Genomic DNA, 22,688 nt, shown 5'->3' with positions numbered 1-22,688 from the left:
TTTCTTCTTATATAGGCTTTCTAGATTACTTTGCGAATTCAACACCAATGTTGATGTCGCCATTTAGTGTTTCTAGCATACCGTCTAATGCAGACTTTTCGTAATCGCTGAGTTTGCCGTAGCTTAGTACTTCTTCAACGCCTTCTTTACCCAGTTTCACAGGTTGCGCGAAGTAAGTCGCGTGTTCGCCGTCGCCTTCAACGTAAGCGCACTCAACTACGCCTTCTTCACCTTGAAGAGCACGAACCAGAGACAGACCAAAGCGACATGCAGCTTGGCCCATTGATAGTGTTGCACTACCACCACCCGCTTTAGCTTCTACAACTTCAGTACCTGCATTTTGAATACGTTTCGTTAATGCTTCTACTTCTTCAGCTGTAAACTCAACACCTTCTACTTGAGACAGTAGAGGTAAGATCGTTACGCCAGAGTGACCACCAATAACTGGCACGCGAACGTCACCTGGATCTTTGTCTTTAAGCTCAGCAACAAACGTTTCTGAACGGATAACATCCAACGTTGTTACACCAAATAGACGACGCTTATCATAAACACCCGCTTTTTTAAGAACTTCAGCAGCAATTGGCACTGTTGTATTTACAGGGTTTGTGATGATACCAACACAAGCTTTCGGACAAACAACCGCAATCTTCTCCGCTAGCGATTTAACGATACCAGCGTTTACATTAAATAGATCCGCACGATCCATACCTGGCTTACGCGCAACACCAGCAGAAATTAGCACAACATCCGCGCCTTCTAGTGCTGGAGTAGGATCTTCACCAGCGTAACCTTTGATAGAAACTGGCGTAGGGATGTGGCTAAGATCAGCGGCCACACCAGGAGTTACTGGAGCAATATCATATAGGGCTAGATCAGAACCAGCAGGAAGACGGTTCTTAAGTAGAAGGGCCAGGGCTTGACCGATGCCACCAGCGGCACCAATAACGGCTACTTTCATGTAGTTCTCCTTGAGAGTATTTCTCTTATAAACGTATTCGTAGGGTAGTTTGTAACCAACTTAAATAAAGCTATCGGAATCACAACTTGATTACAATCAATTAACGCTAGCTTTGCGACCTCGCGCAACTCGCTGTTACCGTGCTACAAATGGGGCTTGGATTATTCTTTTATTCTGTTGAAATGACAAGGAATTCAAGAAAACAGATACAGCCCTACTTCAGCGCGCTAAAGAATTCTATGTGGTATATAGTTTACAGTGACGCATCTAACATAATCCTGGGACTCTTTGGCACCGCCTGAATATATATGCGAGAATATGCAAAATTGCTGACCCGTAATAAGAGATTTGTAATGACTATGCGCAATTCAGAAAAACAAGACAACTTAGTTCGCGCCTTTAAAGCCCTGTTAAAAGAAGAAAGCTTTGGCTCACAGGGCGAGATTGTTGACGCACTCAAACAGCAAGGGTTTGAGAGTATCAACCAATCTAAAGTCTCACGTATGCTGACTAAATTTGGCGCCGTCCGTACGCGCAATGCAAAAATGGAAATGGTTTACTGTCTTCCTGCTGAGCTAGGTGTCCCAACAGTCAGCAGCTCTCTGCGTGAACTGGTACTAGACATCGATCGTAACGCAGCGTTAGTAGTAATTCACACCGGCCCAGGTGCAGCACAGTTGATTGCTCGCTTGCTTGATTCACTCGGTAAATCCGAAGGTATTCTTGGTGTTGTCGCAGGTGACGATACCATTTTCATTACGCCAACCATGGCAATTACGACTGAGCAACTCTTCAAATCAGTGTGCGAGCTGTTCGAATATACTGGTTAAGTTCTATAAAGCTTCAATCAGCTAACTCATTGTGGGTTATAAAAGAAGTCTCATTTTGTAGCCCATAATTTATGTAAATTTTTTGCTTACTCCGCTCATTCTTTAACCATCCATTTTGTGATTAACATCACGCAATTGATCTTTTTCATTTCAGTCACTAAATGTTAATTAAGTAATTGTTATAAAAAGAATTAAATCACAAATTGAATCCTATCCCCTGATACAAAATTCAGACTTATCAACTATAACATTTAACAATTGGATAATTTTCTGCCAATTTTTTGTTATGATTCGCTCGCTTTTTCAAACGATTGGATTGAAAAAGGTGCCGTTTCCAAATAGGAAACTCCAGAAGTGATTTATGGTTATTTCCGGGTAAATAATGAATATAAGGAAGGGAAATTCATGGCATTTAACAAACTTCTCAAAGTAGGCGCTATCGCTGCAGCCGTAATGGGCGCAGGCGCAGTTAACGCTCAAGAGTTTATTACCATCGGTACTGGCTCTGTGACAGGTGTTTACTACCCAACTGGTGGTGCTATCTGTAAGTTGGTAAATAAAGGTCGTAAAGACCACAACATCCGTTGTTCAGTAGAATCGACTGGTGGCTCAATTTACAACGTTAACACTATCCGTGCAGGCGAATTAGATTTTGGTATCGTGCAATCGGATTGGCAGTACCACGGCTACAACGGTACGAGCAAGTTTGAAGAACAAGGCCCGTACAAGAAGCTACGCGCAATGTTCTCTCTTCATACAGAACCTTTCAACATCATTGCGCGTGCAGATTCAGGTATTGAAAACGTTGAAGACCTGAAAGGTAAGCGCGTAAACATCGGTAACCCAGGCTCTGGTGACCGTGCAACGATGGGCGTTGTCATGGAAGCGATGGGTTGGACAAACGACAGCTTCAAATTGGCGTCTGAGCTAAAAGGCTCTGAACGCTCTCAGGCGCTTTGTGATAACAAAATTGACGCCTTCATTTACATGGTCGGCCACCCGAACGGTTCAATCAAAGAAGCAACCACATCATGTGATGCGAAGCTAGTTTCAGCAACAGGCCCTAAAATCGATAAAATTGTTGCCGACAACCCATACTACGCCTTTAGCTCAGTACCGGCTGGTATGTACCGCGGTACAGACAAAGACGTAAACAGCTTTGGTGTTGCAGCAACAATGGTAACGACCTCTGATGTTTCAGACGATGTCGCTTACAACGTGGCAAAAGCTGTGTTTGAAAACTTTGATACCTTCAAACGTCTACACCCTGCATTCGCAAACTTGAAGAAAGAAGACATGGTGAAAGCTGGTCTTTCTATTCCTCTTCACCCAGGTGCAGAAAAATACTACAAAGAAATGGGTCTAATTAAGTAATTTCCTCAGACTCTACATACAGGCAGGAAAGAATATTTTCTGCCTGTTTGAGCATACAGGTTGTAGCACGTTCTAACTGTATGCTTCATTCGCCAGTTTTCTTCTGAAAACTGCGAGCTCATACCCAAGAAAACTTAAACGCCGCCTAACAGAGTATCCAACAATCAACACTTTGAGTTCAGGCAGCAAAATACTCGAAAGCAAACTTCGCTCCATTCACTACACTGATAGAGGCGAAGTGTGGTTCTCGATAAAAATCAGACAGGACCATCAATAATAAGGAAAAAGTACATGGCGACGAATCAAGCTCCGTCACAAGATGTGCAAGAAATGGTGGCTCAGGCAGACACAGGTGCACGTAGCCCTTCGGGAATGCAAGGACGAATCCTTTGGTTTGTTCCTCTGTGTTGGTCACTATTTCAATTATGGTACGCATCCCCGTTACCATTTATTTTCAATTTTGGCGTACTGAACGACACGGAAGCGCGATCTATCCACCTTACTTTCGCGATCTTTTTGGCTTTCACTGCTTATCCAGCGATGAAGAATTCTCCTCGCGATCATATCCCTCTTGTTGATTGGATACTCGCGTTGGCTGGCAGCTTTTCAGCAGCCTATATATACCTTTTTTATACCGAGCTAGCAGGACGCTCAGGCGCACCGACAACAGTTGATATCGTTGTTGCTGTTATCGGTATGCTCCTCCTTTTAGAAGCAACACGCCGAGCACTTGGTCCACCATTAATGGTCGTGGCTGCTGTTTTCCTTACTTACACCTTTGCAGGCCCTTACATGCCTGACGTTATCGCGCACAAAGGGGCAAGCTTGAACAAGGCCATGTCTCACTTGTGGCTAACAACTGAAGGCGTATTTGGAGTTGCGCTAGGTGTTTCTACCTCTTTTGTCTTCTTGTTTGTATTGTTTGGAGCAATGCTGGAACGCGCTGGTGCTGGTGCTTACTTCATTAAAGTTGCCTTCTCGTTGCTTGGCCATATGAAAGGTGGTCCAGCTAAAGCGGCCGTTGTTGCATCAGGTTTATCTGGTCTGGTTTCTGGTTCTTCAATCGCAAACGTAGTAACAACTGGCACCTTTACCATTCCACTGATGAAGCGTGTTGGCTTTCCCGGCACAAAAGCGGGTGCGGTAGAGGTAGCGGCTTCAACCAATGGTCAGTTAACACCGCCAATCATGGGTGCAGCAGCATTTTTGATGGTGGAATACGTCGGTATCTCCTACGTTGAGGTGATTAAAGCTGCCCTACTTCCAGCGCTAATCTCTTATATTGCTTTAATTTACATTGTTCACCTTGAAGCATGTAAAGCAGGCATGACAGGCCTTCCTCGTCGCCACAACCCAACACTAGTACAAAGTCTGCTGTCCTTTACTGGCACAATCTTAGGATTGTGTGTGATCAGCGCATTGGTTTACTACGGAGTGGGTTGGACAAAGGACGTCTTTGGCGATGCCGCGACACCAATTGTTACCGTCGCACTATTAATCGCGTACGTTGGGTTGGTGAAAGTCTCAGCAAATCACGTGCAAGATGGCGCAATTGAGATTGATGCAGAATTAACAGAAGTACCTGATCCTGGCCCAACCGTTAAGTCAGGCTTGCACTACCTACTCCCTATCGTCGTATTGGTTTGGTGTTTGACTGTCGAACGTTTCTCACCTGGCCTTTCGGCATTCTGGGCAACGGTGTTCATGATTTTCATTTTGCTGACTCAACGTCCGTTGATTGCACTGCTGTCAAAGCAAGGTGACATGCTTCAGCAAACCAAAGATGGCTTTGTCGATCTTGCCGAGAGCTTAGTTTCTGGTGCGCGTAATATGATTGGTATCGGCGTTGCAACCGCGGCAGCGGGCACCGTTGTTGGTGTTGTTACACTAACGGGTATCGGCCTAGTGATGACCGACTTCGTCGAGTTTATCTCTGGTGGCAGTATCATTCTTATGCTGCTGTTTACCGCCATCATTAGCTTGGTTCTGGGGATGGGTCTGCCAACAACGGCGAACTACATCGTGGTCTCTACGCTAATGGCGCCGGTTATTGTTACGCTCGGCGCGGCGCATGGCTTGATTATTCCGTTGATAGCGGTGCACTTGTTCGTTTTCTACTTTGGTATTTTGGCCGACGATACCCCACCTGTAGGTCTTGCAGCTTTTGCAGCAGCCGCAATTGCGAAATCAGATCCAATTCGTACCGGTATCCAAGGTTTTACTTACGATATTCGAACCGCTATTTTGCCGTTCATGTTTGTGTTCAATACCCAGTTATTGTTAATGGGGATCGACTCTTGGTGGCATTTGGCACTCACGGTCATCTCATCGATCATTGCAATGCTGATATTCTCTGCGGCAACTCAAGGGTGGTGGTTCACGCGTAACAAGTGGTGGGAAACAGTCCTATTATTAGTACTGACGTTTTCGTTTTTCCGTCCAGGTTTTTGGTGGGACATGCTGTACCCAGCGAAAGTTCTTTCTCCTGGCGTTGAGGTAGCTCAAATCACGGAAACACTAAATGTAGGAGAATCATTGGAGTTACGTGTTGCCGGTGAAAACCTTGAGGGCGACTACATTGAGAAAACGGTTCGTCTTCCATTCGAAGACAGTGCGACAACAGCAGACGCACGTATTTCATCTATGGGTCTGATGCTGACCGAAAGTGACAACAAAATGATTGTCGATATGGTTGAATTTGGTAGTCCAGCAGAGTCCGCAGGTATCGACTTTGATTGGGAAATCAAGTGGGTTATCCAGGATGCAGACCGTCCGATGAAAGAGTGGGTGTTTGTACCATGCTTAATGATTTTGCTGGTGCTTGCCATGAACCAAAAACGTCGTGCTCGTAAGGAACAATTGAGCGCATAACCGATTTGGCCCCGAGGATAAAGGGGCCTTAATGAGAGACATTGAATGTACAAACAAATTCTTGTTCCGGTTGATCTAAATGACCAAGGCTTTTCAGACCGAGCGGTTGAACTAGCGGTTTGGCAGGCAAAGCAAGCAAATGCTCAAATCCATCTTCTGACGGTACTACCTGGTATTCACATGTCGATGGTTGCCACATACTTTCCGAAAGATGCTGCGGCCAAAATGAAGCAAGACGTGAAGCAGCAACTAAAAGCTTTCGCTAATGAGCATATTGCTGAAGATGTGGTTTACCAAGTGCATGTTGCTGAAGGCAAGGCCTACGCGACCATTCTTGATTATGCAGAACGTTTAGGCGCAGATCTCATCATTATGCCAAGCCACAAGCGCTCTAAAATCAATAAAGTAATGCTTGGCTCTGTCGCGAGTAAGGTTGTGGAATATTCTCCAATCAATGTGATGGTCGTAAAACCGCAAGGCTAAGTAAATACAGAAACGAAAAAGGACGCTAACATTAGCGTCCTTTTTATATTAAACAAGTAAGGGTTATGCCATCACTGGGTAATCGGTATAACCTTCTGCTCCACCCAAATAAAAATGTTCTGGTTTCGCCTCATTAAGAGGTGCATTTTTCTTAAATCGCTCAACTAAATCTGGGTTTGCGATAAAGGGAACGCCAAATGCGACCACATCAACTTTGTTTTCTGCAATTGCTGTTGCCGCTTCTTGTGCACTGTAGCCCACGTTCGCCATTAAGTGACCTTGATAGTTTTCGCGTGCTGGCTTGAGAACATCTGCTTTTTGTACGCCTTTCAGATCCGCACGCATCACGTGCCAATAAGCAAGATCGAAAGAATTAAGTTGCTCTGCTAAGTAACTCACCAAGCCAACTGGATCACTGTCTTTCATGTCATTAAATCCATTTAGCGGAGATGTACGCAGACCGACTCTTCCAGGTCCCCACACCTCAACGACTTCTTTCACTATCTCAAGTAAAAATCGAGCACGATTTTCAACCGAGCCACCGTATTCATCGGTACGTAAATTTGAACCGTCACGAAGGAAGTTATCAATAAGATAACCATTGGCGCCATGTATCTCGACCCCATCAAAGCCGGCTTTCTTGGCGTTTTCTGCACCTTGTTTAAACGCCGCAACAATGGAAGCTATCTCATCCACTTCGAGTGCTCGTGGTACCGTATATGCTTGCTTACCCGAAGGGGTATGGACTAATTCATCACGAATGGCCAATGCGCTCGCCGCTACAGGTGTTTTTCCTTCATTCAGATCAGGATGACAAGCTCGTCCCGCATGCCAAATTTGCAGTACAATCTTACCGCCTCTCTCATGAACCGCATCCGTTACCTTTTTCCAAGCTGCGATTTGCTCTTCGCTGTAAATGCCCGGCTCTGCCATGAAAGCAGACGTACCTTCCATCACCATGGTGCATTCAGCAATGATAAGTCCGGCACTCGCACGTTGAGCGTAGTATTCAACCATAAGGTCATTAGGAATATGGTCCGCACCAGCACGAGCTCGCGTTAAAGGCGCCATAATGGCACGGTTATCTAATGCTAATTGACCGAGTTCGATAGGAGAAAATAAGTCTACAGAGTTGGACATGTTGTTTACCTCAAATGACAATAACTTGATGGCTAAGGATGAGGTGCCAGACTATAATCAGATTAATATTGAAACAATATGGATAATTGAAAGTGATTGTTCGCAATTTAGAAACAATTGACTTTAGAACGCTTTCTATCTTTGTCACAAGCTGTCGACTACTGAGCTTAACCAAGTGCGCACTGGAGTTAAACCTACCAAAATCTACTGTTAGCAAAGCCATAACCAAACTCGAACAACACTTTGAAGCCAAACTGCTAGAGCGCACAACCCGAAAGTTAGTGATCACCGAAGCTGGCCAAATGGTTTTAGAGCGTGCTGCAAGCTTAGTTGAGGAATTCCACTCAATTGGCCATGACGTTCAGGAGATGGAACAACAGATCCAAGGCCGGCTGCGTATTTCCGCGCCACCAGCGTTGGATGCGTATATGGCGGAGCACATCTTTTTGCCATTTTTAAAACAATGGCCAAAAGTACAAATTGCGTTAGAAGCATCGAACGATTTTGTTGATCTGTTTTCACACGGCTTTGATATGGCAATTAGAGTCGGTCAGATAGTTGATGATCGATTAATCGCGAAAAAATTAGGCTATACCACTCGAGTCCTGGCTGCTAGCCCTGAGTATTTAGCTGAGTTCGGCGTACCTGAAACGCCAGAAGACCTGACAAAACATAACTGTTTGAGGTATCAATATGTTTCAGAAATAGGACCTTGGACGCTGATCTCACACGATAATACCGTCAATGTTTCAATAACCAGTAACTTCTCAAGTACAACTGTAGAAGCAATATTGAAAGGCGCACTTAAAGGACTAGGCATCGCTAACTTACCTGTGCAGAACATGACGCAAGAGCTAGAAAGTGGCACCTTAGTCAGAGTGTTACCGCAATGGCACACGGTACCAATGCCTATTTATTTAGTGTATCGTCCTGGAGCAAACCGCCCACGGCGTGTACAAGCAATGATTGACCATATCATGAGCTTAAGATCTCAATTTGAATTTGGCCCTCGGCATGGTTTGTGTTGCGGAGAAGCATAACCTAGCAACTATCAGGCACTAGCATGCTGCTCGGATAAATGCCGCAAGCTTCTCACTAGCATGCTGTTCACTCAATGCAGACATATCACCCGCGGCTTCCACTTTACCATCTGCCACAAACACAAAGTGGCTGGCAATCGCTTTGGCATCGCTTAAATGGTGCGTGACCATCAATACAGTTATTCCCCGCTCTGCTGCGAGTTTTTTTACCAAGCTCAGCATCTCTTCACGCAACACCGGATCAAGCGCCGAGAACGGCTCATCCAATAGCCACATGGGATGAGGCTGAACAAAACAACGCGCTAAGGCAACACGTTGACGCTGGCCACCAGAAAGATGCTCTGGCAAACGGTCGAGGTACTCTGCAACACCAACTTGCTGCGCGGCTTGTTCAATCTGACGATTTTGGTCCACCGTAAGCTTTAGCCCTGGGTGTAAGCCCAAACCGATGTTGTCACGCACCGATAAGTGAGCAAACAAATTGTGCTCTTGGAACAACATAGAGAACGGACGCAGATAAGGCTCTTTACGCACAATGGACTCACCATCAACACAAATATCACCACGGTCAGGATGGATGAATCCTGCCACCAACGCCAGCAAGGTTGACTTCCCTGCCCCACTTGGTCCCATCAGCGACACAATCTGTCCTTGCTCAATCGTTAAGTCAAAACGAAACAGTTCACGTTGGTAGGTGTACTGCACATCATCCAACACTAACATTACGCTCTCTCCTTCGTTTTCAATACTTTCTCAATCAAGGCAAAACAGCCCACACTCAACAACAATAGGGTCACCGATACCACCGCAGCTGCGTCCATCTGATAACTGCCAAGCAACTGGAACAAATACAGAGGTAAGGTACGAAACTCTTGTCCACCAAACAGTGCTATGGCACTTAAATCCCCTATTGCAAACATAAAGCTGATCGCAAACGCATGTGCAAACGGCTTGCGTAGCGCCTGCCACTCCACCACTTTAAACCGTTGCCAGCCACGCATGCCTAAGCTGGCACATACATACTGATACTGTTGTTCAATGTGCAGCATTGGCTGCGCTAGCGTTTTGATCACGTAAGGCAAAGCCATCAAACCGTTCACCAAAATCACGACAAAAAATGCCAAGCTAAAAACATCGGTAAATGCGCGCAGTAGTAAGAATAAACCGGTGCTAATCACCAGACCTGGAGTCACCAAAATAACGGTGCCGATTAACTCAATCTGATCGGCTCGCGTGTTTTTGTACTGCAACCGCCAACGGCGACTGGTCAATAGTATGGACACCCCTGCAGCGACCGCAAGCGCGCTAGCGACACAGGCGACTTTGAGGGAGTTCAATAGCGCAGACCAAAAACGCTCATCGGTTAATACTGTCCAAACTTGTTGGTTGATGCCACTCAGTAACACCATCAATAACGGCGGTATTACCAGTAAAAAGGCACCTATGATCCAAAAGCTATCCCAAGCTTTTGACCACCCATGATCCTTCGTTAAATATTGCTGTACCGATGTGCTTCCAGCACTGATAGAAACAGGCCTTGTTAACTTCTGCACTCCAATAGCAAGCAGTCCACATAACAGCATCTGCCACAGCGCCAATAACGCCCCAGCTTGTAAATCAAAATCAAACTTAATCGCTTGGTAAATGGCCAATTCAATGGTGGTGGATTTTGGCCCGCCCCCCAACGCCATTACAGTGGCAAAACTGGTAAAGCACAACATAAACACCAACCCACAAACGTGGGGAAGCTGCTGCCTTAAACGCGGCCATTCTACCCAACGAAACTTATCCCAATGGCTCATCCCAAGATGCGCGCAAAGCTTATGCTGCTCGGCAGGAATAGACTCCAAGGCTTGCAGAAGCAATCGTGCCGCGTAAGGTAAATTAAAGAACACATGGGCGAGTAAAATGCCGTTCAAACCGTAAATAGAGAATGGCAGTTTAGTGTCGAAACTTTGCAACCACTGCGCCAACAAACCACTGTTGCCATAAATCGCTAACAGCCCAAAAACACCAACCAAAACCGGCAAAACCAGTGTCGATGCAAACAGCTTAAGCAGTAATGATTTACCAATAAATTGGCGACGCGAAAGTGCGTGCGCTACTGGAATGGCAAAGCCAACACTGAGCAATGTGGAAAGAAACGCTTGGTAGAAACTGAACTTGGTGACATGTTGATAGTACGGGTCGCCCCATACCACAGACACATCAAGTGAAGGGGCTTGAACAATCAAAGCACCTAGGGCAGAAATAACAAAGGTCGCGATGATCATCGCGACCCCTAAACCTATTTTTGGAACAGAATTCAAAGGTAAAACCTATCTCATTCAGATGAGGATGGAAACGTCAGCTAAAACGTCAATGCGCTTTGCCATTCGCGAATCCAAGACTTACGCATTTTTGCCACTTCATCAGCACTAAAGCTCAACGACTTGCTTGGAACACTCAAAGTTTCAAAACCTTTAGGTAACTCAACGTCAGTGACTGGGTACATCCAGTTACCCGTTGGCATCGCCGATTGGAACTCATCACTTAAAATGAAACTCATAAATTGATCAGCAAGTTCTGAATTTTTTGCCCCTTTCACTTTGGCGGCTACTTCAACTTGCATGTAGTGGCCTTCAGCAAAATTCGCCGTAGCAAACTTCGAATCGTTTTCCGCAATTAAGTGGTACGCAGGTGAAGTGGTGTAAGAAAGCACTAAATCGGACTCACCATTGAGGAACATAGAATACGCCTCAGACCAACCTTTCGTGACCGTTACGGTTTTGCTCGCTAGCTTCTGCCACGCTTGCGTCACATCGTCGCCATAAATAGATTTCATCCATAGCATTAAGCCTTGGCCCGGCGTTGAAGTCCGCGGATCTTGGTAAATCACTTTCAGATCGTCGCGCGTTTCCACCAGCTCTTTCATGCTTTTCGGCGGATTAGCCAGTTTCTCTTTGTTGTACACAAACGCGAAGTAGCCGTAATCGTACGGTACAAACGTCGTGTCACTCCAACCGTTTGGTAACACTGTGTTAGCCGTATCCACATTGTGCTCGGCAAGCAGACCGGTTTTCTTCGCTTCTGCCATCAGATTGTTATCCAAACCTAACACGATGTCGGCTTTGCTATTACCGCCTTCAAGACGAAGACGATTCAGGATCGACACACCATCGTCTAATGCCACGAAGTTAACGTCACAGCCACATTTTGCTTCAAAAGCTTGCTCGATTTTAGGACCCGGCCCCCAATCTGCGGCAAAAGAGTCGTAGGTATAGATGGTTAATGTGTTTTCAGCGGCAAACGCTGAAGTAGAGGCGATTGCAGCTAAGGCAATCAGATTTAGAGTGGGTTTCACTGCTCGCTCTCCATGAGTATTTCAGAGAAATAAGTTGAGCGGCACAGGGTTTGAGGCGGCTATTAAGGATTTCCAATATCCAGACTCAATTCCTACGCCAGCATTATCTGGTTCAGGTAATACGGGTCCCTAGTTAAACACTTAGGTCTCAGCGCCCCAATGCATTGATTGACTCAATGCTAAATGGGTTTGCTCCCCGATGAGTTGGATGGATTGTAAAGGTATTTGAGTGGTTACACAATCAGCTCACGAGCGCTGGTCATAACCCCAACGAGGCACCAAACCTTGCTCAATACCTAAGTGGTCAAGAATTCTTGCCACCATAAAATCCACTAAGTCTTCAATGCTCTTTGGCTGATGGTAGAAGCCCGGAGCTGCTGGCATGATGGTGACGCCCATTTGCGACAGTTTGTGCATGTTCTCCAGATGTAGCGTTGAAAATGGTGTTTCGCGAACCACGAGCAACAGCTGCCCGCGCTCTTTCATTACTACATCAGCGGCCCGTTCGATCAAGTTGTCCGACATACCGTGTGCTATGGCCGCAACGCTTCCTGCTGAGCATGGGCAAACCACCATTTGCTTAGGTGCAGCAGAACCAGACGCAACCGGCGAGAACCAATCGTCTTTACCGCAAACGGTGATGTTATTTGGATTGCAGTTCAGGTGCTCTACCAACGCTTGCTTTGCGGCTTCTGGCCCACTTGGCAGCTTAAGGTTGTGTTCGGTTGCCATCACGACACGAGCCGCCGAAGAAATCAGAACGTAGACATGATAATCCGCCGCAACCAAGCATTCTAAAAGACGAAGGCCGTAGGGAGCACCAGAAGCCCCCGTTAATGCCAACGTGATGGCTTTTTTGTGAGAGGGTTGTGTTTTGTTTTGCATATCAATCAGGCTTTTTGTTTTAACTGCTCAAGAAGTTTTCCGTGAATACCACCAAAGCCACCGTTGCTCATGACTAGAATTTGGTCACCTGGTCGCGCACGTTCGACGATCTTGGCTACAAAGTTATCTATATCCGCATCGACAAACGCTGGCTGTTTGCATTGGTCGGCAATGTCTTGCACAGACCACTCGATATTATCTGGCTGGAACAAGAAGACTTCATCTGCACTGTGTAGTGACTCTGCAAGTGTGTTTTTGTGTACACCACGCTTCATGGTGGCAGACCGCGGCTCTAACACAGCAAGGATGCGTTTTTCACCTACCTTGTTACGCAAACCACCGACAGTAAGTTCAATTGCCGTTGGGTGATGCGCAAAATCATCGTAAACCGTCACACCTTGTTCTTCACCTTTCAGCTCTAAACGGCGCTTGGTATTGATGAAACGCCCTAATGCCTGGCAAGCAAGATCCGGAGTGACTCCAACATGTCGTGCAGCAGCGATTGCCATCAGCGCATTATCCACATTGTGGTCACCCACCAAATTCCATTCGACGGTACCAACCTTCTCGCCTTGCAACGCAACGTCAAATTTTGAGCCATCAAGCACTAATTTGTGCGCTTGCCAGTCACCATTCTCACCAGAGAACTGTTTTTCAGTCCAGCAGCCACGCTCTAATACATCCGCTAACGCTTGATCTTTCCTCGGCGCTAAGATCAATCCATTGCCCGGTACAGTTCGCACTAAATGATGGAATTGGCGCTTGATCGCTTCTAGATCATCGAAGATATCAGCATGATCGAACTCAAGGTTATTCATGATTAAAGTGCGAGGATGGTAATGCACAAACTTAGAACGCTTATCGAAAAAAGCACTGTCATATTCGTCGGCTTCAACGACAAAAAACATGCTTTCACCCAAACGAGCAGACACTCCGAAGTTACCGAGTACCCCACCGACTAAGAAACCCGGTTGATAACCACAATCTTCAAGTATCCAGGCAAGCATGCTCGACGTGGTCGTTTTCCCATGTGTACCCGATACCGCCAATACCCAACGATCATGCAGCAAAAACTCGTTGAGCCACTGCGGGCCAGAGGTGTAACGCATGTTAGTGTTGAGCACATGCTCGACACAAGGGTTGCCACGGCTCATCGCATTACCAATCACCACAAGATCTGGTTGAGGGTCGAGTTGAGACGGGTCAAAGCCTTCAATAATTTCAATACCTTGAGACTCAAGCAGTGTGCTCATTGGCGGATAAACGTTGGCATCAGAACCAGTGACTTTATGTCCTAATTGGCGCGCTAGAATCGCTGCGCCGCCCATAAATGTGCCACAGATACCCAAGATATGAATGTGCATAAACTAAACCTTGTAATGCGTTTGTTAATGCTTTCATTATCGCGATTACCGCCTGAAAAGCGAGTGACTTTAGCCTTCTTCTTGCAGTCCCTTTCACAAATATGACAAGGTTGAACACAGACTGTACAACCTCTTGCTTACTGATGAATCCCTCAAACAAGTCTACAAATAAATTGAGATCTCAAACAGTTACTTCATTACCATTAAAAAGATCTGCGACTTAAACTTACATCCAGCGCAATCGTTTAACATCCATAAAGAGATGCTCACTTGCGCACTACCCCCAATGAAATGAAAATGTAAGGATTAACCATGTCAGGACTGCGCACCCTAGGCGAGTTCATTGTCGAAAAACAAGCGGATTTCCCCCACGCTAGCGGTGATCTATCATCCCTTTTAGCCTCCATTCGTTTAGCTGCAAAAATCGTTAACCGCGAAATCAACGCAGCGGGTCTCGGTGATATCACTGGTGCTGTAGGCACGGAAAATGTCCAAGGTGAAGATCAGCAAAAGCTCGATGTTTACGCGAACGATAAGTTCAAAGCCGCGCTTGAAGCTCGTGATCAAGTGTGTGGCGTTGCCAGTGAAGAAGAAGACGAAGCAGTTGCGTTCAATAAAGAACTCAACCAAAACGCCAAATATGTAGTACTGATGGACCCACTTGATGGTTCTTCTAACATCGATGTGAACGTCTCTGTTGGTACTATCTTCTCGATTTACCGTCGTGTTTCTCCAATCGGTACTCCACCAACTGAAGAAGACTTCCTACAACCTGGTCACAAACAAGTGGCTGCGGGCTACGTAATTTACGGCTCCTCCACCATGTTGGTATACACAACTGGTAACGGCGTAAACGGCTTTACTTACGACCCATCTATCGGCAGCTTCTGTCTTTCTCATGAAAACATGATGATTCCTGATGATGGTAAGATCTACTCCATCAACGAAGGTAATTACATTCGTTTCCCTCAAGGGGTGAAGAAGTACATCAAGTACTGCCAAGAAAACGTGCCAGAAGACGGTCGCCCATACACTTCTCGCTACATTGGCTCGCTGGTTGCTGATTTCCACCGCAACCTACTGAAAGGTGGTATCTACCTTTACCCAAGCACACAAAGCCACCCACAAGGCAAGCTACGCCTGCTTTACGAATGTAACCCTATGGCATTCCTCATTGAGCAAGCTGGCGGCATTGCATCGGACGGCGTGAATCGCATTATGGACATCAAGCCTACTGAGTTGCACCAGCGTGTACCTTTCTTTGTGGGTTCGAAGAACATGGTTCGCAAAGTTGAAGAGTTCCTTGAACTGCACCGCGACGAAGAATAATTTCAGACCTTTGTCCAACGCGGCAGGTGTTTACCTGCCGCGTTTTTGTCGCTAAAGTGAAACGCGAATTTATCATCAGATGAAGCCGCTTTTGTGTGACTCATCGTTAATGAAAAGGAATATTCTAATGAGCTTAAACCATGTACCAGCAGGCAAGTCGCTGCCTGAAGATATCTATGTCGTGATCGAAATTCCTGCAAATGCAGATCCAATCAAGTACGAAGTAGATAAAGACTCTGGTGCTGTATTTGTCGACCGTTTCATGTCTGCACCAATGTTCTACCCATGCAACTATGGCTACGTGAACAATACCCTGTCTCTTGATGGCGACCCAGTCGACGTATTGGTACCAACACCATACCCACTCATGCCAGGTTCAGTCATTCGCTGCCGTCCTGTTGGCGTTTTGAAGATGACAGATGAATCGGGTGAAGATGCAAAAGTGTTTGCGGTTCCCCACTCAAAAATCTCGAAAGAGTACGAGCACATCCAAGATGTGGACGATATCCCAGAACTACTGAAAGCGCAGATCACGCAATTCTTTGAGCGTTACAAAGAGCTTGAAGCAGGCAAATGGGTGAAAGTGGATGGTTGGGCAGATGTTGCTGCCGCCAAAGCTGAAATCCTAGAATCTTACGAGCGAGCTCAGAAAAAATAAGCATCACTGCTGATACAAAATTAACAAGAGCTGCTCTAGGGCAGCTCTTTTGCTTTCATCTTACCTGTGTCAACTAGATAGGTGCGCCTGCTGAAGACATTCGTCCAGCGTCGTAGTCATGTTGAAAGAAGGGGTCAACATCATCACAAATGCCAAAATACGGCCGCCCGATAACACCGAGCATATAAGCACTTTGCTCGCAATACTCTTGCTTGCCTTGCTGGTAACCCGCTTGATAAGCCATTATCAGTTCTGCCGTCGCATGGTTAACATCATCCAGCTTCGCAATTCGCTCCTCAGATAACTCCCGTAATCCATCTAAAGCTGACTGCTTACCAAACACTTGCCAATCGGTCACATTATTCGAAGTCGGTAGTGTTGTTTGTGCGCATGCAGCAAGAAGCAACGCCATTGATCCAATTACGAATGTTTTCATCGTGACTCCTTAGTGTTTAGCTCGTTGCTATTGATAATGTCAGTATAGCTCACACCTTTTGACACCAATCTCCGGAAGCGATTTCTTCGGTTAATTGCTCAGTATCTTGATATAAGTAGATCCAAGCTTGGCCAAACGGCGTGACGATGCTCTCTCGGCGATACTCCACTGGCACATCTTCTAACCTATCTAGCTCAGATAAGGTTTCACTGTCAATCAGGTACACCTCACCTTGAATCGAGCGTTGCCCATCAGACAACGCTGGATAAGGGCCTAAGTCATACATTGCAAATTGAGCATCCGTTTCATGTAAACCAAGAAACTGCGCCGAGCGCAAATACTGATGGTTGTACTCTCCCTTGCGTAACGTGCCGTAGACAAAAATCAAATGCTGCATAACCACTCCTTAGTCATGACTGTGTATGCTTAGGTTAAAGCACTTTAATCGAACTCAAACTGATAGAGTAGGTCAACGGCGCTATCTACACCAGATACCGCTTCTAAATACAAGTCTTGCATCAATCGGTAACGCACAGTGAACTCACCTAGGGAGTTAAAGATGCCGACACCATATTTCACCTGCAAACCTGGCAGAATATAACCACTCACCGTCACTTGCGAATCATCGCCCGACCCAGCAGTGTCCAGCTGTAAATCTTGTACGCCAAAGGCTTCACCGATTTCACCAACCACACGACCACTCTTCGCCAAGCTTAAACCAATTAAGGTAGTCGTCATTGCATTACCACCGGCTTCACCATCAATATCTTGACCACGAAGTAGATAAGAAAGTGCATTGGCTTGGTTCATCGCGGGCTCTGAGAAAATTTCTATACTCGGATCAGATGCTGGGCCCGACACTTGTACCCCCGCAATGACATCATCTTGGGTATTGTCTGGATTACGAATCGCTTTGATAGACAAGTAAGGTTGATCTGGTGGACCATTCATCAGGATCTTACCTTCTTTAATCAATAAGTCCTGACCAAACGAACGATAAGAACCGTCAACAACATTCACTTCACCAACGATGAAAGGACCTTTGTCTTTTTGTGTCACGTTTAGGTTCCCTTTCAACCCACCTTTTAAGCCAAAAGCGGCAAGTTGGAAGTCATCACCAATTTTAATGTTGATGTTCGTTTCCACATCAAACGGCATCGCAGCCACATCGTCCACTGGTTGCAAGTTTTTATCGAGAATAACGGTATCACTCGATACACCTACCGCACTTGGTGGAAGCTCTTCGACGACAATTCTTCCCCATGGCAAATTAATATCACCCTCAATTTTCGCAAGCTGAGGGGTCACATCTATTGTCATGTCAGGCTCAACCTTGATTTTTACCATTGGAGGCAAATCAACATTGAGCTCTTTAGCAAATACACGCGCTTTAGTGCGCCAGTTCTGTAAGTCCTGCCAGTCGGCATCACCGGTAACGTTCAACTCACCATCCGGGGTTAAAATTCCGGCATTCAAGTCCGCTTGATGACCTTTAAAGTTGATGACGACCTGCCCTGAGTTTATATCTATCGGTGTGACTTCACCCTGTAGCTTCATTTGGTCAATCAAGAACTGACCGTTCACCTTCGGATGCATAACGTCACCTGATATCGCTAGGTCAGTATTCATGTTTGCTTTAAACAAGCTGTACTCACCAATCAACGGTGCCAAGAAGTCCAAGTGGAACGTAGAGAGTGAAACCTTACCATCAATAGTGGGCTTTTCAGACGAGACATTCAGTAAAGAAACCTTACCAGACAAGTCACCGTTATCTTTCACATCAAATAGCCACTCGGCATCAAGCTTGTCTTTCGCTAATGCTGCTTTAAAGTTGAAGCTTTCCCAACCGACTTTAATTGGCTGTTCAAGCGCTTGTTCAACTTGGCCTTTTGGCATATTGACACTTAAGGTTACTTCAGGCTTTTTCTCTGGTGCCCATTTAGCAAAAGCCTGTGCATTAACCGAGCCTTGCAGCTTGGTTTCTGGCGGCAGGAATTGTTTGATTTGGTCAAAATCAAAATCATTGATGGCTAACTTCGCCTGGCCACTCTTACCGACACTAATGTCTTCGGTTAGACATACGCTCGACTCCGCTTGCAACCAACAATGCGCTTGAACGTTCGCGATCTGTTTGTCGATATTGACCTTCACCGCGGTCGATTTTTGCAACGCCCACGGGCCTTGTTGCGAGCTCAGCGTCAAGCGGCGCAGCGCCCCATTCCAAATCATTTCTGGTTTCTGCTGGAATGTCCCTTCAATTTCTAAACTGGTCGACACCAGGTCAGACACTACATCGAGCGTCAGTTGATGCAGTTTTTCATCCCCAGAGACTTCAAGGTCAGCACTATCAACTTTTATGTCGTCATAGGTAATGTTGTTCGCAATTAGGCTTATGTTCGCTTTTGGTGCTGGCAGAGGCTTCACATCACCCTTTAAGGTGATCGTTTCTACGTTCGCCTGTTGCTGCCAGTTTATCTGATTTAAAGCGAGATCAAGATTGATGTCTGGTTCTTTCAAGCTACCACGTAGTGCGACTTTACCTTGCATTTTACCTGCAAGATCCGGAACACTTTTCGCAAAATCAGGGAAGTTAACCTCAACATCCATCAGAATTTGCTTATCGATCTTACCCTTTGCACTGAGTTGGTTTGGACCATGAGAAAGCGCTAAACCCTGAGTGGTAAGTTGGATGTCGTCGCCTTTGCCGTTTTTATCAGACGCTTCAAGTTGCCCTTCAACATTCAGCGGATACCCTCGCAAAATGCCGTCAATGTCTAACTTAGGCAAACTGACTTGCCAACCGCCTTGCTCTGTTAACGACCCCGAAGTCGAAAGGTTACCGCTGATATCCCCTTCAGCTTCTTTCCATTGTAAACCTGGTTGAATGTTTTTCAGGTTCAAGTCAGCTTGCCAGTTGATTGGCGCGGCCCAATTGGCCATGACTTTCCCAGAGAGTTCGCCCCCTAAGGTTTTCACTACAAGGCTTTCGAGGTCAATTTGCTCTAGCGTACCTTTGCCGTTTAGTGCGACATCAACGGCGGGAATATCTTTGCCCGAAGCTTTGGTTTCTAATGCGACTTCGTAGCCATCAAGTGAGCCTTTTGCCGCCAAGCTTGGTACAGAAACCTGGTAATCGCTTTGTCCAAATAGCGGCCATTGCGCCTGTACATTTTTAATCGCGACATCAAACGGCAACTGTGTTTTAAGCGGTTGAATATCACCTTTGATCTCCGCTTGTACAAGCTCAGAAAGCGTAGCATTTAGTGACAAATCACCAACCGAACCCGAGACCGAAAGCGACAGTTTTTGTCCCTTCGCATCCGCTTGCTTCACTAACGCGTCCAATTGCGCTTTGATAGGGTAATCAGAAGAAAGCGTCACTTGTGTGCTCAACTTGCCTTCCACTTCTGGCATGTCGAGCTCTAACGTTTTGACATCAACACGTTCACCGCCTGCTCTTGCAACCAAACCAAGATGATTGACGATCACTGGCGTTTCACCCGCCAGTTTGAAATTGTGAATATCAAGACGACGCGCTTCAACCGTCAGTGGAATCCATACTTCGGGTAACACAATATCTTGCGGCGTAACGTCAGTTTCTTTCGGCTCCTCGGCAGCCGCTTCAGGTTTAGCCTCACTTGGTGCTAAAGCCACATTAATGTCTTTCAACGCGGTAGGTGCGATCACCAAACGATCACCCTGCATCGACAAAGCGGTCGAGAATGTTTGCCAATCAATTTGATTGCCCAGCACATTGACATTGATGTCATTAAAGCTGACTTTATTAACAAAAATTGGCACTGGCGTACTGATAGAACGCAGTGGTGGCGTTTCCTCTTGCTCCTCGCTTGCTGGCGGTAGCTCTGGCATCTTAAAGTCAAGCCCCTGCAGTCTTAACTCATCGACACAGACCTTAGGGTCAAAGAAACAGCGGAAGTTCACTGCCAAAGCTAAACGCTCGACTTTGGCGTCGATATTCAAAGACTCATCGACAAAACTGACGTTATGCAGTTCGAAGCGAGGAAACAATGAACCCTGCACTTTTTCAATCTGCAATTGTGGTAGTGCTTTTTCGGCTCCCCACAAGGCAAATTTGAGGCCTGGGTGGGTAAATAAAACTGTCGCGACAATAATGATGAGCAACAGCAATAGACCAATCAAACTGAGCGACAGCCATTTGGTCCACTTAAACATCATTTTGATCATAGCTCAGGCCCCAATGAGAAGTGGATACGAAACTCTCGTTCTGGTTTTGCATCCAACCCCCATGCAAAATCAAAACTAACAGGGCCCACCGGAGACGCCCAGCGGATACCAACACCAGCACCTGATTTCCAATCTGGTGTTTCATTAAACGCATCACCAATATCGTAAAACGTTGCAGCCCACCAGTTTCCATAAACACGATATTGGTATTCTAATGTACTGCTAACAATGTATTTACCCCCCGTCAGGGCGCCACTCTCATCCACAGGTGAAATAGATTCATAGCCGTAACCACGAATATTATTGTCACCACCAGCGAAGAAACGCAGCGACGGTGATAGTTTTTCAAGTTCATCGGTAATATTCGCACCACCTTCTAAGCGGAACAAACCACGATGATTCTCTCCAATACCACGAATCCAAGAAGTCGAGCCAATTAAGCGGAGCACTCTAGTTTCAGAAAGCATAGCGGTATCACCATACTCAATAGTGATGCTTTGCTTGTCTCCCCACATTGGCATATTGCCCCCTCGAACCCTAGTCCGAGAAAATGTCGCACCTGGAAGTACGAAGTTGAATTCATCATCTTGTAAACCTTGCGTAAAGCTCTCGTACAAATGACGAACATAAACGGTATTATGCCAACCACCGTCTGCTAACCAATGACGCTCCACTGCAAGGTTAGACTCGATACTCTGCGTGTCACGGTTGTCTAGGTTTTTAAGCCCATATTGAACTTGATAATAATCGTTAGCGACATCTTCTAAAGGAATTTTGTAAGAAGCAGTCACGGTTTGCTCTGGCTTAGATAGGGATAAAGCAGTGTTGAAACTGTGTCCTCGGGAGCTCACCCAAGGTTTCTTCCACTTCAACGTTCCTCGAACGCCGACATCCGTTGAGTAACCAATACCCGTCTCGATCTGATTCTTAGAAGCAGGAGATAAAGACACTTTAATTGGCAAGTCTCGGCCATCATCAAGCCTATCCAATTCAGGCTCAACAAAAACTGAGGAAAACCACTCCGTATTTGATAGCTTCTGGTTAAACTCGCCCAGCTTCGAAACGTTGTATGGGTCCCCTTCTTTAAAAGGTTGTAGTGATGCGACACGGTCTTCCCAGATGTGGTTGCCAATAAAAGAAACGTCGCCAAAATTGAAACGTATTCCACTGCTGTAGTGCAAACGGACATTAGCTTCGTTCAGATCAGGGATAACCTCTAATCGACTTAGCGTAAACTCACCATTGAAGTAACCACGCTGAAGCGCCAAGTTACGAATGCCTGACTTAAGGCTGTCGTATTGGCCTTGATTCAAAACTTGGCCAACTTTGAGCGGAGAGCGCTCAATAAGTTTTGCAAATTCTTCATCGTCCTTGGCCTCTCCAGTGATGACCACATCCATGACTTTCACTTTCACTGGCAAGCCCGGCTTGATGAGCACAATTAACTCATCATTCGCTTCAGGAATAGAGTATGAAATTTTTGCATGATAATACCCAAGCGCGTTAAGCGCTTCAGTGATACTTTGATCTAATCTCGCTTGAAAACGCAGAGAAGTGGAGTAATCCTTCTCTGGAATAGATGATAGATACGCACTGACATTCTCTTCTAAAGCGCCATCAATGCCTTTCAAAGTCAAAGAAACATCGGCATAGGCACCATGAGAAAAGGCAAACAGGCCAACAATGGTGGGGAGAGCTTTTTTTATCATGCTTTTATGGCTGAATGAGGTTAAGTAAACGTAAATAATGATAACGCCAATTAGATTCT

18 protein-coding genes and 1 riboswitch are annotated in these 22,688 nt (G+C 45.9%); of the genes, 7 read left to right on the top strand and 11 right to left on the bottom strand.

Annotation, left to right across the window (positions count from 1 at the left end; genetic code table 11):
* Positions 1-25: 25 nt before the first annotated feature.
* Positions 26-961, bottom strand: a complete 936-nt coding sequence (gene mdh, locus N646_RS12495) for a malate dehydrogenase (protein ID WP_005379660.1) — start codon at positions 959-961, stop codon at positions 26-28.
* Positions 962-1,320: 359 nt separating this feature from the next.
* On the opposite strand from mdh, the gene argR reads away from it, so the two are divergent.
* The 4 genes from argR to N646_RS12475 all read left to right on the top strand — a co-directional run bounded on the left by argR (position 1,321) and on the right by N646_RS12475 (position 6,519).
* On the top strand, positions 1,321-1,791 hold the full coding sequence (argR, locus tag N646_RS12490; protein ID WP_005379659.1) for a transcriptional regulator ArgR: 471 nt from the start codon (positions 1,321-1,323) through the stop codon (positions 1,789-1,791).
* A 405-nt stretch (positions 1,792-2,196) separates the two neighbouring features.
* Positions 2,197-3,165: a TAXI family TRAP transporter solute-binding subunit gene (locus tag N646_RS12485; protein WP_005379657.1), complete on the top strand. Its 969-nt coding sequence runs from the start codon at positions 2,197-2,199 to the stop codon at positions 3,163-3,165.
* Positions 3,166-3,456: 291 nt separating this feature from the next.
* The gene (locus N646_RS12480) at positions 3,457-6,036 is read left to right on the top strand and encodes a TRAP transporter permease (RefSeq protein ID WP_017820274.1); all 2,580 of its coding nucleotides are present in this window, start codon (positions 3,457-3,459) and stop codon (positions 6,034-6,036) included.
* 45 nt (positions 6,037-6,081) lie between these two features.
* Positions 6,082-6,519, top strand: a complete 438-nt coding sequence (locus tag N646_RS12475) for a universal stress protein (RefSeq protein ID WP_017820275.1) — start codon at positions 6,082-6,084, stop codon at positions 6,517-6,519.
* A gap of 63 nt (positions 6,520-6,582) precedes the next feature.
* Here the strand turns inward: N646_RS12475 and N646_RS12470 are convergent, their stop codons facing one another.
* The gene (locus N646_RS12470; protein WP_017820276.1) at positions 6,583-7,659 is read right to left on the bottom strand and encodes an alkene reductase; all 1,077 of its coding nucleotides are present in this window, start codon (positions 7,657-7,659) and stop codon (positions 6,583-6,585) included.
* Positions 7,660-7,751: 92 nt separating this feature from the next.
* Between N646_RS12470 and N646_RS12465 the strand changes: the two genes are divergently transcribed.
* Positions 7,752-8,699, top strand: coding sequence for a LysR family transcriptional regulator (locus tag N646_RS12465; protein WP_005379650.1), 948 nt, complete (start codon positions 7,752-7,754; stop codon positions 8,697-8,699).
* A gap of 18 nt (positions 8,700-8,717) precedes the next feature.
* On the opposite strand, the gene thiQ is transcribed toward N646_RS12465, so the two are convergent.
* The 5 genes from thiQ to mpl form a co-directional block, all read right to left on the bottom strand.
* Positions 8,718-9,422 carry a thiamine ABC transporter ATP-binding protein gene (gene thiQ / locus N646_RS12460; protein ID WP_005379648.1) on the bottom strand — a complete coding sequence of 235 codons (705 nt, stop codon included), beginning with the start codon at positions 9,420-9,422 and terminating at the stop codon, positions 8,718-8,720.
* Positions 9,422-11,008 (bottom strand): thiamine/thiamine pyrophosphate ABC transporter permease ThiP, encoded by a 1,587-nt coding sequence (thiP, locus tag N646_RS12455; RefSeq protein ID WP_017820277.1) that lies wholly within the window; start codon positions 11,006-11,008, stop codon positions 9,422-9,424. The genes thiQ and thiP overlap by 1 nt, the downstream gene beginning before the upstream one ends.
* A 41-nt stretch (positions 11,009-11,049) precedes the next feature.
* Positions 11,050-12,042 (bottom strand): thiamine ABC transporter substrate binding subunit, encoded by a 993-nt coding sequence (gene thiB, locus N646_RS12450; RefSeq protein WP_017820278.1) that lies wholly within the window; start codon positions 12,040-12,042, stop codon positions 11,050-11,052.
* A gap of 72 nt (positions 12,043-12,114) precedes the next feature.
* Positions 12,115-12,251: riboswitch (TPP riboswitch) on the bottom strand.
* Positions 12,252-12,288: 37 nt separating this feature from the next.
* A complete protein-coding gene (locus tag N646_RS12445; protein ID WP_017820279.1) occupies positions 12,289-12,927 on the bottom strand; it encodes a flavin prenyltransferase UbiX in 639 nt (212 codons plus the stop codon).
* A 5-nt stretch (positions 12,928-12,932) separates the two neighbouring features.
* On the bottom strand, positions 12,933-14,291 hold the full coding sequence (gene mpl / locus N646_RS12440) for a UDP-N-acetylmuramate:L-alanyl-gamma-D-glutamyl-meso-diaminopimelate ligase (protein ID WP_017820280.1): 1,359 nt from the start codon (positions 14,289-14,291) through the stop codon (positions 12,933-12,935).
* Between the two features lie 312 nt (positions 14,292-14,603).
* Between mpl and fbp the strand changes: the two genes are divergently transcribed.
* Positions 14,604-15,620, top strand: a complete 1,017-nt coding sequence (gene fbp / locus N646_RS12435) for a class 1 fructose-bisphosphatase (RefSeq protein WP_005383114.1) — start codon at positions 14,604-14,606, stop codon at positions 15,618-15,620.
* Positions 15,621-15,747: 127 nt separating this feature from the next.
* Positions 15,748-16,278 carry an inorganic diphosphatase gene (ppa, locus tag N646_RS12430; RefSeq protein WP_005379635.1) on the top strand — a complete coding sequence of 177 codons (531 nt, stop codon included), beginning with the start codon at positions 15,748-15,750 and terminating at the stop codon, positions 16,276-16,278.
* A 73-nt stretch (positions 16,279-16,351) separates the two neighbouring features.
* Here ppa and N646_RS12425 read toward each other — a convergent pair whose 3' ends face one another.
* Genes N646_RS12425 through tamA form a run of 4 tightly spaced genes read right to left on the bottom strand, consistent with a single transcriptional unit; the run spans position 16,352 to position 22,629 of the window.
* Positions 16,352-16,714 carry a DUF2799 domain-containing protein gene (locus tag N646_RS12425; protein WP_005379633.1) on the bottom strand — a complete coding sequence of 121 codons (363 nt, stop codon included), beginning with the start codon at positions 16,712-16,714 and terminating at the stop codon, positions 16,352-16,354.
* 49 nt (positions 16,715-16,763) lie between these two features.
* Positions 16,764-17,111 (bottom strand): gamma-glutamylcyclotransferase family protein, encoded by a 348-nt coding sequence (locus N646_RS12420; protein WP_005379626.1) that lies wholly within the window; start codon positions 17,109-17,111, stop codon positions 16,764-16,766.
* Positions 17,112-17,155: 44 nt separating this feature from the next.
* Positions 17,156-20,920: an autotransporter assembly complex protein TamB gene (tamB, locus tag N646_RS12415; RefSeq protein WP_017820281.1), complete on the bottom strand. Its 3,765-nt coding sequence runs from the start codon at positions 20,918-20,920 to the stop codon at positions 17,156-17,158.
* The gene (gene tamA, locus N646_RS12410; RefSeq protein WP_005383121.1) at positions 20,917-22,629 is read right to left on the bottom strand and encodes an autotransporter assembly complex protein TamA; all 1,713 of its coding nucleotides are present in this window, start codon (positions 22,627-22,629) and stop codon (positions 20,917-20,919) included. The genes tamB and tamA overlap by 4 nt, the downstream gene beginning before the upstream one ends.
* Between the last annotated feature and the right edge of the window lie 59 nt (positions 22,630-22,688).

Source organism: Vibrio alginolyticus NBRC 15630 = ATCC 17749, assembly GCF_000354175.2.
Lineage (GTDB): Bacteria > Pseudomonadota > Gammaproteobacteria > Enterobacterales > Vibrionaceae > Vibrio > Vibrio alginolyticus.
Note: the sequence above shows the minus strand (reverse complement) of the source record. Positions and strands in the feature narration are given on the sequence as shown.

Coding starts and splice junctions, on each gene's coding strand:
- mdh (WP_005379660.1), bottom strand. CDS start 961: ATGAAAGTAGCCGTTATTGGTGCCGCTGGTGGCATCGGTCAAGCCCTG.
- argR (WP_005379659.1), top strand. CDS start 1,321: ATGCGCAATTCAGAAAAACAAGACAACTTAGTTCGCGCCTTTAAAGCC.
- N646_RS12485 (WP_005379657.1), top strand. CDS start 2,197: ATGGCATTTAACAAACTTCTCAAAGTAGGCGCTATCGCTGCAGCCGTA.
- N646_RS12480 (WP_017820274.1), top strand. CDS start 3,457: ATGGCGACGAATCAAGCTCCGTCACAAGATGTGCAAGAAATGGTGGCT.
- N646_RS12475 (WP_017820275.1), top strand. CDS start 6,082: ATGTACAAACAAATTCTTGTTCCGGTTGATCTAAATGACCAAGGCTTT.
- N646_RS12470 (WP_017820276.1), bottom strand. CDS start 7,659: ATGTCCAACTCTGTAGACTTATTTTCTCCTATCGAACTCGGTCAATTA.
- thiQ (WP_005379648.1), bottom strand. CDS start 9,422: ATGTTAGTGTTGGATGATGTGCAGTACACCTACCAACGTGAACTGTTT.
- N646_RS12445 (WP_017820279.1), bottom strand. CDS start 12,927: ATGCAAAACAAAACACAACCCTCTCACAAAAAAGCCATCACGTTGGCA.
- mpl (WP_017820280.1), bottom strand. CDS start 14,291: ATGCACATTCATATCTTGGGTATCTGTGGCACATTTATGGGCGGCGCA.
- fbp (WP_005383114.1), top strand. CDS start 14,604: ATGTCAGGACTGCGCACCCTAGGCGAGTTCATTGTCGAAAAACAAGCG.
- ppa (WP_005379635.1), top strand. CDS start 15,748: ATGAGCTTAAACCATGTACCAGCAGGCAAGTCGCTGCCTGAAGATATC.
- N646_RS12425 (WP_005379633.1), bottom strand. CDS start 16,714: ATGAAAACATTCGTAATTGGATCAATGGCGTTGCTTCTTGCTGCATGC.
- N646_RS12420 (WP_005379626.1), bottom strand. CDS start 17,111: ATGCAGCATTTGATTTTTGTCTACGGCACGTTACGCAAGGGAGAGTAC.
- tamB (WP_017820281.1), bottom strand. CDS start 20,920: ATGATCAAAATGATGTTTAAGTGGACCAAATGGCTGTCGCTCAGTTTG.
- tamA (WP_005383121.1), bottom strand. CDS start 22,629: ATGATAAAAAAAGCTCTCCCCACCATTGTTGGCCTGTTTGCCTTTTCT.